The sequence below is a fragment of the Microbispora hainanensis genome, from assembly GCF_036186745.1.
Lineage (GTDB): Bacteria > Actinomycetota > Actinomycetes > Streptosporangiales > Streptosporangiaceae > Microbispora.
The window spans coordinates 3,973,663-3,988,498 of the sequence record NZ_CP108086.1 but is presented as its reverse complement, the minus strand read 5'-3'; the positions used below and the strand labels follow the sequence as shown (position 1 = coordinate 3,988,498).

Below are 14,836 nucleotides of genomic sequence, written 5' to 3'. Positions count from 1 at the left end.
CATGACCACCCTTGCCGATGCCGGGCTCATCGACATTCACACGCACTACCGCCCGCCGGGCTGGCGGGTGCCCGGCGGCGAGCGTCCGCGCCCGGTCGCCGGGTTCCCCAAAAAGCTCCTGGAGGACCTCCCGGGGCTGGCCCGGGAGAGCATAGACGGCGGCGTCGACCTGCGCGCCCTCAGCGCACCCGTCGAGCAGCTGTTCGGCCTGAACGGCCCGGTCGAGACGGCCGCGGTCAACACGGTGAACGAGTACCTGGCCGAGGCCGTCCGGGAACGGCCCGACGTGTTCCTCGGTCTCGCCACGGTCGACGCGTTCTCCGGCGAGGCCGGGGCGGAACAGACCCGCTACGCGATCGAAGAGCTCGGCCTGCACGGCATCGTGCTCGACTCCTCACGCGACGACCGGTTCCTCAGCTCCTCCGAGGCGTTCCCAACCCTGGAGCTGGCCGCCGCTCTCGGCGTCCCGGTCTTCGTTCACCCTGTGGCCGCGCCGCAGGCGGAGGCACTCGTGAAGGCCGCCGGGCGCCCCGGCAACTCGATCGGGCGCGGACTGCAGAACGGCGCCAGTTTCCTGTCGGCGCTCCACGCCGACCTGCCGGCCCGGCTGCCAGACCTGCACCTGGTGTTCACCGCTCTCGGCAGCGGCGCGCTGTACTTCGCCACCGATGAGCTGGCGGCGTATCGGCGGAAGTCCGCGGACGGCGCCCCCGCGAACATCTATTTCGACACCACACGGTTGAACCCGTGGCTCATCCGCTACTACGCCGAAGTCATCGGCGTCGATCGGATCATCGTCGGCAGCGACTGGCCGGGCCGCCCGATCTCCGCCGAACTGGTCGGCGACGCCCTCGACGCCGCCGGACTCGACGCGGCCGCACAGGAGCGGATCCGGGCCGGCAATGCCCGCCGGCTCTTCGAACTGCGCGCTGCGAAGAGCGTCGCCGCCGTCTGAGCTCACCGTCCCCCACCTTTCCAGAGAAAGTACGAGGCACCCCGTATGACTGCGACACCCGTCGAGGTCAAGTCCCCGGTGATCTCCGCAGAAAAGCTGCGGCGCAAACTGGCCAAGGGCAGGGACGTCGTCCTGCTGGAGATCCGGCGCAAGCTGGACCCGGCGCAGGGCGAGCAGGGACGGCTGCCAGGCGCACACGTCGTCGAACTGATCTCACAGCTCGCGGGCCCGCGCCACCCTGGTTCCGGCAACAACCCGCTGCCGGGCGAGCGGCAGATCCAGGAGTCGGTACGCCGCTGGGGCGTCAACGAGAACTCGATCGTCGTCGTGTACACACGGGAGAACCCGGCCATCGCCGCACGCGCCTGGTGGACGCTGACGTGGGCCGGGGTCCCCGACGTGCGCTACCTGGACGGCGGCGTCGACGCGTGGCAGGCGGCGGGCGGCGAACTCGTCACACAAGCCCCTCCGGAACGCGAAGGCGACCTCACCGTCAAAACCGGCTCCCTGCCGACGCTCGACGCCGGCCAGGCCGCCGCACTCGCCCGCTCCGGCGTGCTTCTCGACGCACGTCCCGAGGCCGCCTACACCGGCCTGAACGGTGGCGGCCACATCCCCGGCGCGCTGAGCAGACCGAGCGCCGGCAACCTGGGCGCCGACGGCCTCCTGAAGAGCGACGAAGACCTACGCGCCGATTACGCCGCCCTCGGTGTGGGCGGCGAGCGCGCCGTCGGCGTCTACTGCGGCGGCGGCGTGGGCGCCACGCTCGACATCCTCGCCCTCGCCAAGCTCGGTGTCACCGCGGCGCTGTACCCCGGCTCTTGGTCGGCCTGGAGCTCCGACCCGGCCCGCCCCGTCGCCACGGGCGACCAACCGGGCTGACCCCCTCGGGACCCGGCCCGGCCGAGACGCTCGCCGGGCCGGGTTCGCCCGCCCGTCGCGGACGGATTCCGTCTCAGGCCCGCCGGCCGCGGCCGGCGATTCAGTGATCGTAGGGCGCTCGTCTCCCTGGACCTGAACTGAGCTGAACTGAACCGCGCGCGGCCGTGCGTCACCCGACGCGGGTGAAGTCCATCGTCCAGTTGGTCTCCCAGGTCTGGCCGCCGTCGTAGGAGAACGCCTGCTCCCAGCGGCACGAGCCGGGTGTGATCCCCGACCAGATGAACCGGATGCGGATCGGACGGCCGTCGTCGGTGTCGTCGGCGTAGAAGGTGCCGACTCCGTCGACGAAACGGCCCACGACCGGGACCGGATCCAGGCCGCGCCTGCTGTTGACCCAGTGGATGGACCACTCGTCCCGCTCGGCGTCGTACGTCCGGATCGTCGCGCCGTCGAAGTCCTTGGTGGGCAATATGAGCGTGTCGAAGCTGCCCGCGCCGCCGAAGAGGCCGTACGCGACGCAGTGGCCGGGGAACTCCTCCCACTCGTCGCTGCCGACACCTCGCTTCAGCAGCCTCCGGTTGGTCACGTCCCACGTGCCTATGAAGAAATCGAAGTCGTACACAGTCCCGCCCTTTCGGCCAACTTACGAATGGCCTTCTCGCTGAACGCCATGCCGGGACCGTACGGCTCCTCCACTGACACCTACTGTCAGCGGAGTCATGAAGGCGTGGGATCCGCGTCAGGCCGGGGCGAGGACGCAGAACTCGTGGCCCTGCGGGTCGGCGAGGACGACCCAGGAGACATCGCCCTGCCCCACGTCGGCGGGGGTGGCGCCGAGGGTCTTCAGGCGGGCGACCTCCGCCGCCTGGTCGTCACCGGGGTAGGGCAGCAGGTCGAGGTGGACGCGGGTCCACACGGGCGCCGCATCGGGTGTGGTCCGGATGAACTCCAGGTAGGGCCCGACGCCCGTGGCCGAGCGCAGCCGCGCGTGGTCGTCGCTCACCTCGTGGAGGGTCCAGTCGACGGCCGCGTCCCAGAAGCGGGCCATGGCCCGGGGGTCATCGCAGTGGACCACCACCGCGGCGATCGGCCCGGTGTCCCGGTAGATCTCGCGGGGCTCCAGCACGCAGAACACGTTGCCTCCGGGGTCGGCCAGCACCGTCCACGGCACGTCGCCCTGCCCCACGTCGGCGGGCGTCGCCCCGAGATCCTGCAACCGCGCGACCAGCTCCGCCTGATGGGCCGCGGAGGTGGTGGCCAGATCCAGGTGCACGCGATATCTCACCGCCTCAGGGTCCGGCACGGCGACGACACAGACGCAGAAGCCCATGGGGTCCGGCCAGACGAAGCCCACGGGCCCGACGCCCGTCACAGCGGGTCCGTCACTGAAGACATCCCAGCCGAGCGCGTCCGCCCAGAACCGGCCGAGCGCCGAGTTGTCCCGAGCCTTGAAGTTCAGCAGGCCAAGTCGCAGCGGCATGCCGCCCACCCTACGGTCAGTCCTTGATCAGGAGGCCGTGGTAGATGGCTTCGTCCTCGTCGCCGGCCCATCGGTAGGCGAGCCCTTCGCCGGTCCGGATCAGGGTGATCGTGCCCGGGGCGCACGTGTCCAGCCGGAAGACGAGCGCCGTGCTGGAGCTGCGCGTCAGCGTGAGGCTCCCCCGGCATGAACTGTTGGTGTCCTTCCAGCTTCCGGCGCGCCCGCCCTGCTCCAGCACGACCTGTACGTCGGTCTCGCTGGTGCCCACGAGCTGGTCGGGTTCGAGATGGCCGCCCCAGGTGCCGGCGAACGCGGCCGGAACCGTACCGCCCGGCGTGGTCGACGGCACGGCAGCCGCTGTCGGTGTCGGCCCGGCGTCCTCTGCGGTGTCGTCGGCAGCGTCCTCCACGGCCTCCTCCGTCGTCACGGTGTCGTCCTGCTCCGTGCCGTAGGCCGTGGCGTCCTCCCCAGGTGTGGGTGGCGCCGACGAGCCGGCCGCGCGCGAGACGGTCGTCGTGGCGGCGGGCGTCGTGGCGGCGGGCGTCGTGGCGGCGGGCGTCGTGGCGGCGGGCGCCGTGGCAGCGGGCGTCGAGGTGCCTGCCCCGGACAGCAGGCGCGGCGCCAGCAGGGCGGCGGTGACCGACACCGCGGCCACGACGGCCACCACCCCGGCGACGATCCCCGCACGGGACGCCCGCCGGTGACCGCCCGCCCCGGTGGTCTCATTGCCCGACGGGGACGTCCCGCCCGGACCGGGCACCGGGAGGATCGCGGTCGTCCCGCCCTGCCGTACGGCCTCCGGCCTGGTGGTGGCCGCCGCCGCGCCCGCCTGGAGCGGGTCGCCGGCGGACCCGACGAGTTCCAGCAGCAGGTCGCGAGACGACGGCCGGCGCGCGGGATCCTTCGCCAGGCAGCGTTCGACCACCGAGCGCAGCGGCGGGGGCAGCGCCGAGGCGTCGGGCTCGGCGGTCAGGATCCGGTGCATGACGGCGGGGACGCTGTCGGCGCCGAAGGCCGCACGGCCCGTGGCGGCGAAGACGATCGTGGCTCCCCAGGCGAACACGTCGGCGGCGGGTGTGGCCGGGGCTCCGGCGATCTGCTCCGGAGCCAGGTAGGCCGGGGTGCCGACCGGGCCCGCCGTGATGGTGTCACTCACGCCGTGCCTGGCGATGCCGAAGTCCACCACGCGGGGGCCGTCCGGCCCCAGCAGCACGTTGGCCGGTTTGAAGTCCCGGTGCACGATCCCGGCGCCGTGAATGGCCGTCAGCGCCGTGGCCGTACCGACCGCGAGGCGTTCCAGCTCGCCGCCCCGCAGCGGACCACCGGAATCGACCCGCTGCTGCAGCGACGGCCCGTCGATGAACTCGCTCACGACGTACGGCATCCGGCCGTCGACCACCGCGGTCAGCACCCGGGCGGTGCAGAAGGGCGCGACCCCGCGCATCGCGTCGAGCTCGCGGACCAGCCGCTCCTTCACCGGCGCGTCGAGGCCCGACTTGAGCACCTTCACCGCGACCGGTTCCCCGCGCGGCGACCGGCCGAGGAACACCACCCCCTGCCCGCCCTCGCCGAGCCGCCCGCTCAGCGTGAACTCGCCCAGCACACGAGGGTCGTCCGGCTCCAGGGGGGTGACCATGCACCGAACCCTAACGACGAGGGGCGCGGCGCGGTACGCCCAGCAGCGGCCGACCGGCGGTCACCGAGGCGAGCCCGCGCCGCCCCAGGTCAAGCACCACTCGGCCGGTGGCGGCCGTCCTCCAGATAAGCGGTCTGGCCGGTGTCGGCCGCCGAGATCGCCGCGTTCATCCTCCGCGCCTGGCCTGGCGGCAGGAGCGAGTCCAGGTCCGCGGGAGCGGCGAACACGTATTCGTCGAGTTCCTGGGGCTGCAGGCGGATCGCCGCGATCTGGGACTCGGTGAGCACCCCTGCGTCGAAGACGAACATCAGCCCGGCGTCCCAGGGCGGTGCGGGTGGCACCCAGTCGACACAGGCGAGCCGGCCCACCGGCGGTGCGATGCCCAGCTCCTCCTGCAGTTCACGGAGCAGAGCGTCGGTGGGGGACTCCCCCGCCTCGATCATTCCGCCGGGGATGTCCCATTCGTCCTTATAGACCGGGTGCACGACGAGCACCCGCCCCTCGCGGTCTCGGAGCAGTGCGCCCGCCGCGGCACGAAGGCGCGGTACGGAGGCGACGAAGGCCAGGTATGACGCGGAGTCGCTCATGACGACTCCGACACTACGAGCCGCGCATGGCCGGGCGCCGGTGTATCTCCGAACCTGCTCGCGGCAGGCTCGCCGGTCGCCCTTGGCCGTTCACAACCGGACGGGCCGACCTGCCGGCAGGACGCCGCTCTCAGTAAAGTGGCGGAGTGTCGGGTGAGCAGGCGAGCACGCGCGTGGACATCTGGATCTGGTCGGTCCGGCTGACCAGAACTCGTTCGATCGCGTCCGACGCGTGCCGGGGCGGCCACGTCCGGGTCAACGGGGTGCGGGTCAAGCCCGCGCACGTCGTGCGGGTCGGAGACGAGATCCGGCTGCGGCACGAGGGACGCGAACGCATCGTGGTCGTCTCCCGCATCATCACCAAGCGCGTCGGCGCCCCCGTGGCCGCCGAATGCTACGTCGACAGGAGCCCGCCGCCTCCTCCGCGTGAGGAGGCCGTGATGGTGGCCGTACGGGCTCGTGGCGCGGGACGCCCCACCAAACGCGAGCGCCGCAGCATCGACAGACTGCTCGGACGTCCCCTGGCGGAGGGACGCGACCGCCGCCCCCGCCCTGAGTGAACGGGCAATACCCCCTCCACATCGATTAAAGATGGGATGGCTCCCTGCAGGCCACGTCGCGTCCAGGGAGCACGAGGACACCCGGCCCCACCCTTCCTGCCGGTGAAAGTTTCAGGCAGAACTCGCTCGTGTCGTCGGCCGTCCCCTGCCGACCGGCCACACGCCACCCCACGCTGAAGATTGTTTCTTGACCGTAGACATCACACGTCATACGTTTTACGAAACCGAGCCTATTCATGGGATGACCCTCGGACAGCCCAACTGAGCTCTTGCGTTCGGAGGCACCCCTTTGACCGCATGTCCCGCATCCGGGTGTCCCGTCGGACGGCGACCGCACCGGCCGCACGGGCCGCATCTTGGCCGCGGACCGGCCGCGGCGGCGCCGACCCGCCCCTCGGCCCGTACAGCCGCACGGCCCTCCGATCGACACCCGCACCCGCATGACGAAGACGCCCGCCCGCGCAACGGCACACCCCCCACGAGTCCCGCCACGGCGGGGTGATTTCGCGGCGGCGGAAATCCGCTCGGAACCAGCGAAAGGAACAGAGCGTGAAGTCAGCCCTGTCCACCACTGAGAGGGCGTTGGCAGCGCTCGCGGTGTTCGTCGCCGCGGTGCTGCTGCCGACCTTCGCAGGGAGCACCCCGGCCTCGGCCGCGACCCAGGCGACCTACTACGTCGCCCCTGACGGCAATGACGCCAACCCCGGAACGATCACGTCACCGTTCAGAACCCTGCAGCGCGCGAGGGACGTCGTCCGCACGGTGAACGCCAACATGACCGGCGACATCTACGTGTACCTCCGCGGAGGCGACTACCCGGTCAGCAGCACGATCGACTTCACACCTGCCGACTCCGGCACGAACGGTCACCGGGTCATCTACACCGCCTACCAGAGCGAGACGCCGATCCTCAACGGAGGCGTCCAGGTGACCGGATGGACGCAGCACAGCGGCAACATCTGGAAAGCCCCGCTGAACCGCAGCAACAAGCTCCGTGCGCTCTACGTCAACGACAAGCGGGCGTACATGGCTTCCAAGACCATAAGCTCACAGGGGTGCTACGGCACCTACACCATCACGGCGGGGCAGGCGCCGTGGGCGTGGGAATCCGGTTCGCAGTGCGCGGGGGCGAAATACAGCCTCAATGATTTCCCCGCTGTCGCCGCCAACCAGGACGACATCGAAATAGAGACGGCGACGACCTGGACCACGGCCATCGTGGGAGTCCGGCAGGTCACCACTGACGGCTCCAGCCGCGTCGCCCTGTTCCAGCAGCCGGGAGCGGCCATCGCCCAGGGCGCCTTCAACGGAAACGCCCAGGTCGGCGGCACCCACAAGGTCATGAACGCCTACGAGTTCCTCGACTCCCCGGGCGAGTTCTACTTCGACAAGTCGAGCAAGACCTTGTACTACTACAAGACCGCTTCGGAAAACATGTCGACCGCGACGGTCTTCGCGCCGAACAACGTGTCCACCCTCATCAAGGTCGCCGGAACCTCCACGAGCAACCGCGTCCGGAACATCACCTTCTCCGGTCTCACGGTCGAGCATTCCGACTGGAACCTCTTCAACGTGGCCGGCTCGGTGTTCAAGCAGGCCCAGCAGGGCAACCTCGGCGCACTCGTCTACGCCAAGAAGAACTTCCACGACTACTACTACCGCAACGTCGACGTGGCGCCGGGCGCCATTCAGATCGACAACGCCGACGGGCTCGTCCTGCAGAACAACCGGATCCAGCACACCGGCGTCGACGGAATCGCCATGGTCAACGACGTGGTGAACACCCAGTTGATCGGGAACTACACGAACGACATCGCCGGCTCCGCCGTCGTCGTGGGCCATCCCCAGCATGTCTACATCGGGGACTACACCTCCACGAACCACGAGAAGTATCCCGTGGGGGTGGAGGGAGCGCCCAAGAACATCGATATCAAGAACAACTACATCTACGACAGCGCCGTGTTGTTCAACGGGCACAGCCCCATCTCGGCGTACTTCGCCGACACCCTGACCATCCAGCACAACCGCATCGAGAAAGCCCCGTGGTCCGGCATCACGCTCGGCTGGGGCTGGTGGAACTTCGACGGATCGTCAGGCTCGATCGCGCCGAACCGGCCGACCACCACGGCGAAGAACAACACCATCAGCTACAACCACATCATCGACACGGTGCAGCGGCTCGGCGACACGGCTCCCATCTACACGCTGGGCAGCCAGCCGGGAACCACGATCACCAACAACTATCTGGAGGGCGTCCCGGCCGGTCACAAGTACGGACTCCACCCGGACGAGGGCTCGGCGTACATGACCTTCCGCGACAACGTCCTGAGCGTGGACAAGAACGTCACGTGGCTCATCAACTCCGACGACTGGGGGCGTAAGCACGATCTGAGCATCACGCAGACATACGGCCCCATCAACAAGGTCTCCAACAAGAACCTGCCGAACAGCACGGTCCAGGACATCCTCGTGTCCTCCGACTACGTCTGGCCGTCGCAGGCCTACGGCATCGCCGTGAACTCCGGGCTCGAGGACGCGTACCGGAACATCATCCCTCAGAGCAATCTCTCCCTGCCGGACTACGTCCTGCCCGCCAGCACGTTCGTCGGCGCCGGTGTGACGTCGATTCCCATCCGGAGCGCGGGCGACGCGAGCAAGACGGTCTGGCTGGCCCCCTCGGGCACGACCTCCTTCACCGAGGGCAGCACCATGACCAGGGCGAGCGGAACCGCCACCTCCATCGCCGTTCCGTCGTCGAACGGTGAGTATCGGCTCTTCGTCGTGGACGCCCAGGGCAACCGATCGGCCGAGTCGAAGTCGCTCGTCAGGCAGGGCAACGGCGGCGGGACCGGCCAGCAGAGCGGCTCGCTCGTCGGCGGCCAGTCCGGCCGCTGCGTCGACGTGCCGAACGCCGGCACCACCAACGGCACCCAGGTCCAGCTGTGGGACTGCAACGGACAGACCAACCAGCGGTGGACGTACACCTCCGGCAAGCAGCTGCAGGTGTACGGCAACAAGTGCCTGGACGCGTACAACCAGGGCACCACGAACGGCACCCAGGTGATCATCTGGGACTGCAACGGCCAGACCAACCAGCAGTGGAACCTCAACTCGAACGGCACCATCACCGGTGTGCAGTCCGGGTTGTGCCTGGACGCCAACGGCGCCGCCACCGCCAACGGCACAAAGATCATTCTGTGGTCCTGCAACGGCGGCACGAACCAGCAGTGGAGCCTGCACAGCTGATGTGAGGTTCCCACCGGGCCGCGGGCGGTCGTACACGCACCGCCCGCGGCCCACCCCGCCGACGCCCGCGATTCCCTCCCCTGCCGCTGACCGCTCGGCCCAGCGCATGGGCGTAGGTCGTACGCCGAATCGAGCAGCCGGCAGACGGGGCGGGTCAGTCGTCGAACTCGAACCCGTCCGCCTCGGCGGCTGTGACGAGCCGCCGCATGCGGTCGGCGTCCGCCGCGACGGCCGCCATACGAGTGCCCAATTCCTCCAGCGCGCTCCGGTCCGTTCCGTCCGCGCAGAACATGCCGCCTTCGGGGTCGTAGGAGAACCGGCCTTCCAAAGCGGGGGCCTCGGTGCTGACGAGCAGCTGCGCGACACCTTCCCAGAAATATCCGTTCGGCGTGTGACCGAGCTCCTCGATGACGTCGTCAACCTGAGTGGTTCCCGCGTCCAGCAACAGCGAGTATTTTCCCGGGACCGATTCGATCAGCCGTAATGGGTGCATCGGCGCATGCTGCCATTGTCGATCTCACGTCGCAAGGTATGCGGCAGCGATGCCCGCTCGTTATTCAGTGGCCAGAGCCCGGCGGGATCGTGAGACTCGGTTCTCGTGAACGGCAAGCAGAGCGGACCGCGTACGGGCCGGCGGGCCACGCTGAGGTTGTGGCGCCCGGTGGGACCCGCGGAGCTGGCGCTGGTGCATGCCTCGGGGTGGCGGGCCTGGCCGCCTCGGCTGCCCGATCAGCCGATTTTCTATCCCGTGCTGAACGAGGCGTACGCGATCAAGATCGCTCGTGACTGGAACGTCCCGGCGTCGGGGGCCGGTTTCGTCACACGTTTCGAGGTCGACGCGGACTTCGCACGCCGCTATCCGGTGCGGCAGGCGGGCGGCCGGACCATCCTGGAGCTGTGGGTTCCGGCGGAGGAGCTGGAGGAGTTCAACGCTCATCTGGCGGGGACCATCCACGTGGTCCGGGAGTTCCACGCTCCCGGGTATGGCCGGCTGGCGACGCGGGTCGCCGCAGCCGCCGCCGGGCGGGAGCCGGCGGACGAGGTTCTGGCGATGTTGTCGGTGGCCGGGGCGAAGACCTGGATCGGGCTCGACCGGGCACTGCGTACGACGGCGGTGACGTACGGCGGGCATGCGACGAAGGCCCGGCTGCCGGAGGACGAGCGGCTGTCGTCCCTGGTGGCCGGCTGTTCGTGGGACGGCCACCAAAGGGAGTCGGCGGTCGCGGGCCTGGCCACGGCTGCGGACGGGTTGCTGCTGCCCGTCCTGGTGCTGCGGACCGCCGACTGGGTGCCGCAGGTGCGTGAGCGCGCACGCATGTCGCTGACCGCCGCTTTGAAGTCGGCGGAGACATCGGCGTTGCTGGCGGCGGCGAGTGTCGCCACTGCGATCGGATCGTGGGCGCGTGGTGGGCATGCCGTGGAGGCCGTCGCGGAGGCGCTGCGGGCGGCCTCGGACGGCGTGCCGGCGTCGGCCCGTACGCACCAGGACATCGGGGTGCGGCGTCTGGCGTACCGGTTGTGGCTGGAATCCGGCCGTTCCCGGCACGAGGAGGTCATGCGTGCCGCCCTGAACGAAGAGGATGTGGTCTGCCGGCTCCTGTGCGCGGAACGGCTCGTCGCCGACGCCGTCCGAGATCGGCGCCTCGACGTGCTGGAAAGGTTGCTGAGGGAGGGAAGCGCGAAGGTCGGGATCGAGGCGCTCACCGCCCTGGTGAAGCTCGGCCGCCCTGAAGCCGGTGAGGCCCATCTGACGCATCGATCGGCGATGACGCGCGCCACCGCGCAGTGGGCGGTCCGCCGCGCGGGCCGCGATCCCGCCGCGATCTACCGGAACGCCCTGGCTGACGACCCGCCGGCGGGCCGGGCTCGTGCGCTGGTCGCCGGCCTCGGCGAATGCGGCACGCGTCAGGATGTGGACATACTCCTGCCTTTCCTGGAGCACCCGAGTCCCCGGATGCGGGCGGCGGCCGTACGCGCCGTCCGCCGCCTGGGCGGATCCCCCGTCAGGATCGCCGGAATGCTCGCCGATCCTGCCCCAGTGGTCGTCCGCGCGGTCAAGCAGGCGTTGCGCGGCGAGCCCGCCGCCGTGCCGGCCGTACGGCTGTGGGAACTGCTGGCCGCCGAATCACCGCCGCATGTTCGGCTGGGGGCCTATGAGCAGCTCCGGGCAAAGGACACCTGGACCCGTGTTCACGTCGACCTCCACCTACTGGTCACCCGCGACGTGGAGCTCGGCCACCGGGCACACGCCGACCTGAACGACTGGGCACGCCGCGGCGCCGCGACCGCCTACAACGCGCCGACCAAGGAGATGACACTCCTCCTCGGCCGGTTGGTCGACGCAGCCGAGCCGCTGATCGGCGCCCAGCAGGTGCATCAGCTCCGCTGGATCCTCGAACGCTTTGAGGCACCTCGCGGTGGCGTGTCATGATCGGATGCGATGAGCAATGGATTCCCCTGTGGATGAGGCGCGCCGACATCACCTGAATCAGGTGAACCACGTGCTTCGCCGCCCCGGCATGTTCGGCAGGGATGAGATACCCGAACTCCTTCTGCTGGAGGCGATGGCCGCCGTGGACGGGAGCCTGGAGCGGTGGCAGGCGGAGTGCGATCGGCTAGACGAAAGCCACGCATCCACCGCGACGGGCGTCATGGGCGCTTACAGCGACATCCTGCCCGCCGACGCCCTGCGGGAGGCCACGGCCTCCGTCTACGCCGAGATCGCTCATCGTCTCGGCTGGCTGGAGCTGGATCGTGCGCTGTCGGCGGCGGAGTTCCAGCGGTTGCGCGGCGACATCGGCGGGTGGGTGACGCAGGACCGCACGCTGTCGGAGGTCATCGAGACGTTCGGGCCCCCGTCGCTGTGGATCGGCGGTACAAACCCGTACTTCCCCAAGACCCTCGCCTACACGACCGCCGATCACGACGACGACCTGATCTGCCTGCACCTGTGGAACGCCTTCGCAGCCCGTTTGCGGGGTGTGCACCCCGAACCGGTGCTGCTCGCCGTACGTCATCGGCCGGGCCCCTTCCCCGACGCCTTCTCGTTCACGCCCGAGGGCCTGCGCCGCAGGCCCACCGCCGACCAGCGCAGTCCGCTCAGGCCAGTCGTCTGGATCTTCCACGGTTACGACGCCCGATACGCCTCCGGCGTGTTCGAGACGCTGGACACCGGACTCGCCTGGGCAGGCCAGCACGAGGTGTCCGGGATCCTGACCGAGTACCCGTTCGGCGGCGCATACGACGTCGCGGTCAGCGAAGGCCGCTTCACGCCCTCGAAAGAGCACCACGGCACCGCCGATCACGTCGCCGCCTTCAGCCCGGGGCTCCGTCGCATCCACCTGACCGACGGCCGTCCAGGCTAGACGTCCGCTCCGCGAGCCGACCATCGATTCCACCCGCGACTACCAACCCCCGTACACGAAGAAACCCCCGAACCCGTAGGTCCGAGGGTGCTCTCCGTCTCCGGTGCGGGCTGAACCTCTCAGGACCTGACCCGGTCGACGAGCCCCGCTCGATCGAGACGCTCCATGAGGCTGGGCTTACGCGAGTGTTCCCGGCGCAGCGACGTGAGCCGCCGCGTGAACTCCTCCAGCCGAGCGACACGCTCAGCCAGAGTCCGCAGATCCACCAGAAGGTCGACGGCCGCGTCGTATTCGCCCGGCTTCCGAGTGAAGATCAACTTGTCGACGCGTTCCCAGGCCGTGTCCTCGTCACGGGCCAGCGCCGCCAGCCGCTCCTCCCGGGCCGCGGCCCGCTCCCGCTCACGGCGGGCCTCCTCCTCGGCCCGCCGTGCCTTGGCCTGCCGCTCTCGCTCCGCGCGCCGTTCGGCCGCGCCATCCAGCAGTTCGGCCACGGTGCGGCCACCGTCTCCGCTCTCCGCCCCGGCCTTCGGTGCGCCGCGAAACCGGCGCAGCAGCTCCATCCGTACCTGTGCGGTCTCGTCCCGCACGACCCGCACCAGCAAGCGGTCCTTCTCCTTGACCGGCAGGTTCTCGATCCAGGTGGCCAGCTCTCGCGGGTCATCACGATCGGTCGCAAGAGATGGGCTCGCCTCGGCCGCGACCGCGAGCAGGTCGGCATCGAGACGCAGGAAGTCGGCCAGCGCCCGCTGCGGTGCGCTGAGCGAGCCCAGACCTGCCGGCACCGGCGGTTCGAGCTCGTCTTCGAACCCGTAGTCGAAGGCATCCTCATCGCGTTCCCACGCACCGAACGCCGACAGCCAGGCCAGGTAGAGGGGGCGCAGGTCACCGGCGGCGAGCTCGGCCCGGACCCCGATGATCGCCGGCAGCGAGTCCTCGGCCCCGTCGATCCAGTCACCTCCCTCGTCCTCACTGGTGAAGTCGAGGATGAGGTGCTTGCCGAAGACCCACGCCTCTACACCGCCATCGACGCAGTACCGTTCGACCGCGTCCAACCCCAGGACGGCCCGCGGCAACCGGAGCATCATCCGATGCGTGCCCCAGTTGGCCACGTACAGGTGGGCGTCGTAGTAGCGCTCCATCATCCGACGCGGATCACCGCGGAAGGCGCCCCAGTGGTACTCATTGGTGAAGCCGGTGGCGGTGATGCGGGCCCGCGTGGACAGGGCACGGACCTCGGCCTGCTGCCGGGCGTCCAGCGGGCGGTCGACCGCGAGGAACTCGTAGTACTGGTATTCACTCATCGTCAGCGGCACCTGTGCCGGTAGGCCTCTATCCACTCAGAACCCTGGGGCGGCGGATCCGGCAGCGGAAGATCGAGGATGCCGATCGTCTGCTGGTGCCGCCCCCGTACGCAGATCGCGACGATCCCGCTCCCCTCGCGCAACCTGACCTTCTTGACGGTGACCTCCACACCCAGGACGGTCGTCCGGAACGGCGTCACGAGATTGTCCTCGATCATGACGTGGAGCGCGGAGAGCTGCTCATCGTCGTCATAGGCATCCACGGTGGCCTGCTCGACCAGCGCATCCAACTGCGCCCCACTCAACTCCGCCACAGCGCCAAGCGTAACCTCCGGCGGCCATCGCGATGATCGCGTCCGCAAACCTTCAGGCCAGGTACGGCGGGGACGGCCTGGCTCAACGCCGGAGTGGATGCGTCCGAGGCGGGCCGCTCACGTGGGGAACAGCGTGTAGGTGCTCCTGAAGCGCTACGCCAAGTGCCTCGACGGCCGCCAGGAGCAGAACAACCTCCGCATCGAGGCCGCGCTGACCCTTGAATCCGGTCCACAACTGATCCACAACCAGTGAGCGCCAACGAGAACGGGCGGGACTCCGTGAGACTGGAGGCCCGCCCGTTCCTGTGTTCTTCGCCCTGGTCAGCGGCTTGATCCGCTGGTCAAGGTCTGGTGCCCCCTGCAGGATTCGAACCTGCGCACCCGGCTCCGGAGGCCGGTGCTCTATCCCCTGAGCTAAGGGGGCTCAACCGCTGATAAGGCTACCAGGACTTGAAGGCCCCTCGTGACATCATTACGGCCCGCAGGGAGCGCGGGGATGTAGATCAGTGA

13 protein-coding genes, 1 tRNA gene and 1 pseudogene are annotated in these 14,836 nt (G+C 69.5%); 7 read left to right on the top strand and 8 right to left on the bottom strand.

The window, feature by feature from the left end:
* Position 1: 1 nt before the first annotated feature.
* Both OHB01_RS18765 and OHB01_RS18760 read left to right on the top strand, forming a co-directional pair.
* Positions 2-955 (top strand): amidohydrolase family protein, encoded by a 954-nt coding sequence (locus tag OHB01_RS18765; protein ID WP_147944842.1) that lies wholly within the window; start codon positions 2-4, stop codon positions 953-955.
* Positions 956-1,000: 45 nt separating this feature from the next.
* A complete protein-coding gene (locus tag OHB01_RS18760) occupies positions 1,001-1,837 on the top strand; it encodes a sulfurtransferase (RefSeq protein ID WP_328855755.1) in 837 nt (278 codons plus the stop codon).
* Between the two features lie 169 nt (positions 1,838-2,006).
* Here the strand turns inward: OHB01_RS18760 and OHB01_RS18755 are convergent, their stop codons facing one another.
* From OHB01_RS18755 to OHB01_RS18740, 4 genes are all read right to left on the bottom strand, one after another.
* Positions 2,007-2,459: a hypothetical protein gene (locus OHB01_RS18755; RefSeq protein WP_142649310.1), complete on the bottom strand. Its 453-nt coding sequence runs from the start codon at positions 2,457-2,459 to the stop codon at positions 2,007-2,009.
* Between the two features lie 117 nt (positions 2,460-2,576).
* Complete coding sequence (locus OHB01_RS18750; protein WP_328855754.1) at positions 2,577-3,317, bottom strand: VOC family protein; 741 nt, start codon at positions 3,315-3,317, stop codon at positions 2,577-2,579.
* A 16-nt stretch (positions 3,318-3,333) separates the two neighbouring features.
* A complete protein-coding gene (locus OHB01_RS18745) occupies positions 3,334-4,953 on the bottom strand; it encodes a serine/threonine-protein kinase (protein WP_328855753.1) in 1,620 nt (539 codons plus the stop codon).
* Between the two features lie 89 nt (positions 4,954-5,042).
* Positions 5,043-5,540, bottom strand: a complete 498-nt coding sequence (locus tag OHB01_RS18740; protein WP_328855752.1) for an NUDIX hydrolase — start codon at positions 5,538-5,540, stop codon at positions 5,043-5,045.
* A 146-nt stretch (positions 5,541-5,686) separates the two neighbouring features.
* Between OHB01_RS18740 and OHB01_RS18735 the strand changes: the two genes are divergently transcribed.
* Both OHB01_RS18735 and OHB01_RS18730 read left to right on the top strand, forming a co-directional pair.
* Entirely contained in the window at positions 5,687-6,100 is a 414-nt protein-coding gene (locus tag OHB01_RS18735) for an RNA-binding S4 domain-containing protein (protein WP_328855751.1), read from the top strand.
* Between the two features lie 549 nt (positions 6,101-6,649).
* Entirely contained in the window at positions 6,650-9,346 is a 2,697-nt protein-coding gene (locus tag OHB01_RS18730; RefSeq protein WP_328855750.1) for an RICIN domain-containing protein, read from the top strand.
* Positions 9,347-9,500: 154 nt separating this feature from the next.
* Here OHB01_RS18730 and OHB01_RS18725 read toward each other — a convergent pair whose 3' ends face one another.
* Positions 9,501-9,839 (bottom strand): Imm51 family immunity protein, encoded by a 339-nt coding sequence (locus tag OHB01_RS18725; protein WP_142649304.1) that lies wholly within the window; start codon positions 9,837-9,839, stop codon positions 9,501-9,503.
* Between the two features lie 168 nt (positions 9,840-10,007).
* On the opposite strand from OHB01_RS18725, the pseudogene OHB01_RS18720 reads away from it, so the two are divergent.
* The 3 genes and pseudogenes from OHB01_RS18720 to OHB01_RS18710 all read left to right on the top strand — a co-directional run.
* A pseudogene (locus OHB01_RS18720) lies at positions 10,008-10,316 on the top strand (ADP-ribosylation/crystallin J1); the annotation flags it as partial.
* 81 nt (positions 10,317-10,397) lie between these two features.
* Positions 10,398-11,777 (top strand): HEAT repeat domain-containing protein, encoded by a 1,380-nt coding sequence (locus OHB01_RS18715; protein ID WP_328855855.1) that lies wholly within the window; start codon positions 10,398-10,400, stop codon positions 11,775-11,777.
* A gap of 61 nt (positions 11,778-11,838) precedes the next feature.
* Complete coding sequence (locus tag OHB01_RS18710) at positions 11,839-12,711, top strand: DUF7710 domain-containing protein (RefSeq protein ID WP_328855749.1); 873 nt, start codon at positions 11,839-11,841, stop codon at positions 12,709-12,711.
* 119 nt (positions 12,712-12,830) lie between these two features.
* Here OHB01_RS18710 and OHB01_RS18705 read toward each other — a convergent pair whose 3' ends face one another.
* The 3 genes from OHB01_RS18705 to OHB01_RS18695 all read right to left on the bottom strand — a co-directional run bounded on the left by OHB01_RS18705 (position 12,831) and on the right by OHB01_RS18695 (position 14,750).
* A complete protein-coding gene (locus OHB01_RS18705) occupies positions 12,831-14,012 on the bottom strand; it encodes a hypothetical protein (protein ID WP_328855748.1) in 1,182 nt (393 codons plus the stop codon).
* A 2-nt stretch (positions 14,013-14,014) separates the two neighbouring features.
* Positions 14,015-14,326 carry a hypothetical protein gene (locus OHB01_RS18700; RefSeq protein ID WP_142649300.1) on the bottom strand — a complete coding sequence of 104 codons (312 nt, stop codon included), beginning with the start codon at positions 14,324-14,326 and terminating at the stop codon, positions 14,015-14,017.
* Between the two features lie 349 nt (positions 14,327-14,675).
* Positions 14,676-14,750, bottom strand: a tRNA-Arg gene (locus tag OHB01_RS18695).
* Positions 14,751-14,836 lie beyond the last annotated feature (86 nt).

Bases quoted from the DNA above. Each gene is read 5' to 3' on its own strand.
- OHB01_RS18765 (WP_147944842.1), top strand. From the start codon at position 2: ATGACCACCCTTGCCGATGCCGGGCTCATCGACATTCACACGCACTAC.
- OHB01_RS18760 (WP_328855755.1), top strand. From the start codon at position 1,001: ATGACTGCGACACCCGTCGAGGTCAAGTCCCCGGTGATCTCCGCAGAA.
- OHB01_RS18750 (WP_328855754.1), bottom strand. From the start codon at position 3,317: ATGCCGCTGCGACTTGGCCTGCTGAACTTCAAGGCTCGGGACAACTCG.
- OHB01_RS18745 (WP_328855753.1), bottom strand. From the start codon at position 4,953: ATGGTCACCCCCCTGGAGCCGGACGACCCTCGTGTGCTGGGCGAGTTC.
- OHB01_RS18740 (WP_328855752.1), bottom strand. From the start codon at position 5,540: ATGAGCGACTCCGCGTCATACCTGGCCTTCGTCGCCTCCGTACCGCGC.
- OHB01_RS18725 (WP_142649304.1), bottom strand. From the start codon at position 9,839: ATGCACCCATTACGGCTGATCGAATCGGTCCCGGGAAAATACTCGCTG.
- OHB01_RS18715 (WP_328855855.1), top strand. From the start codon at position 10,398: ATGTTGTCGGTGGCCGGGGCGAAGACCTGGATCGGGCTCGACCGGGCA.
- OHB01_RS18705 (WP_328855748.1), bottom strand. From the start codon at position 14,012: ATGAGTGAATACCAGTACTACGAGTTCCTCGCGGTCGACCGCCCGCTG.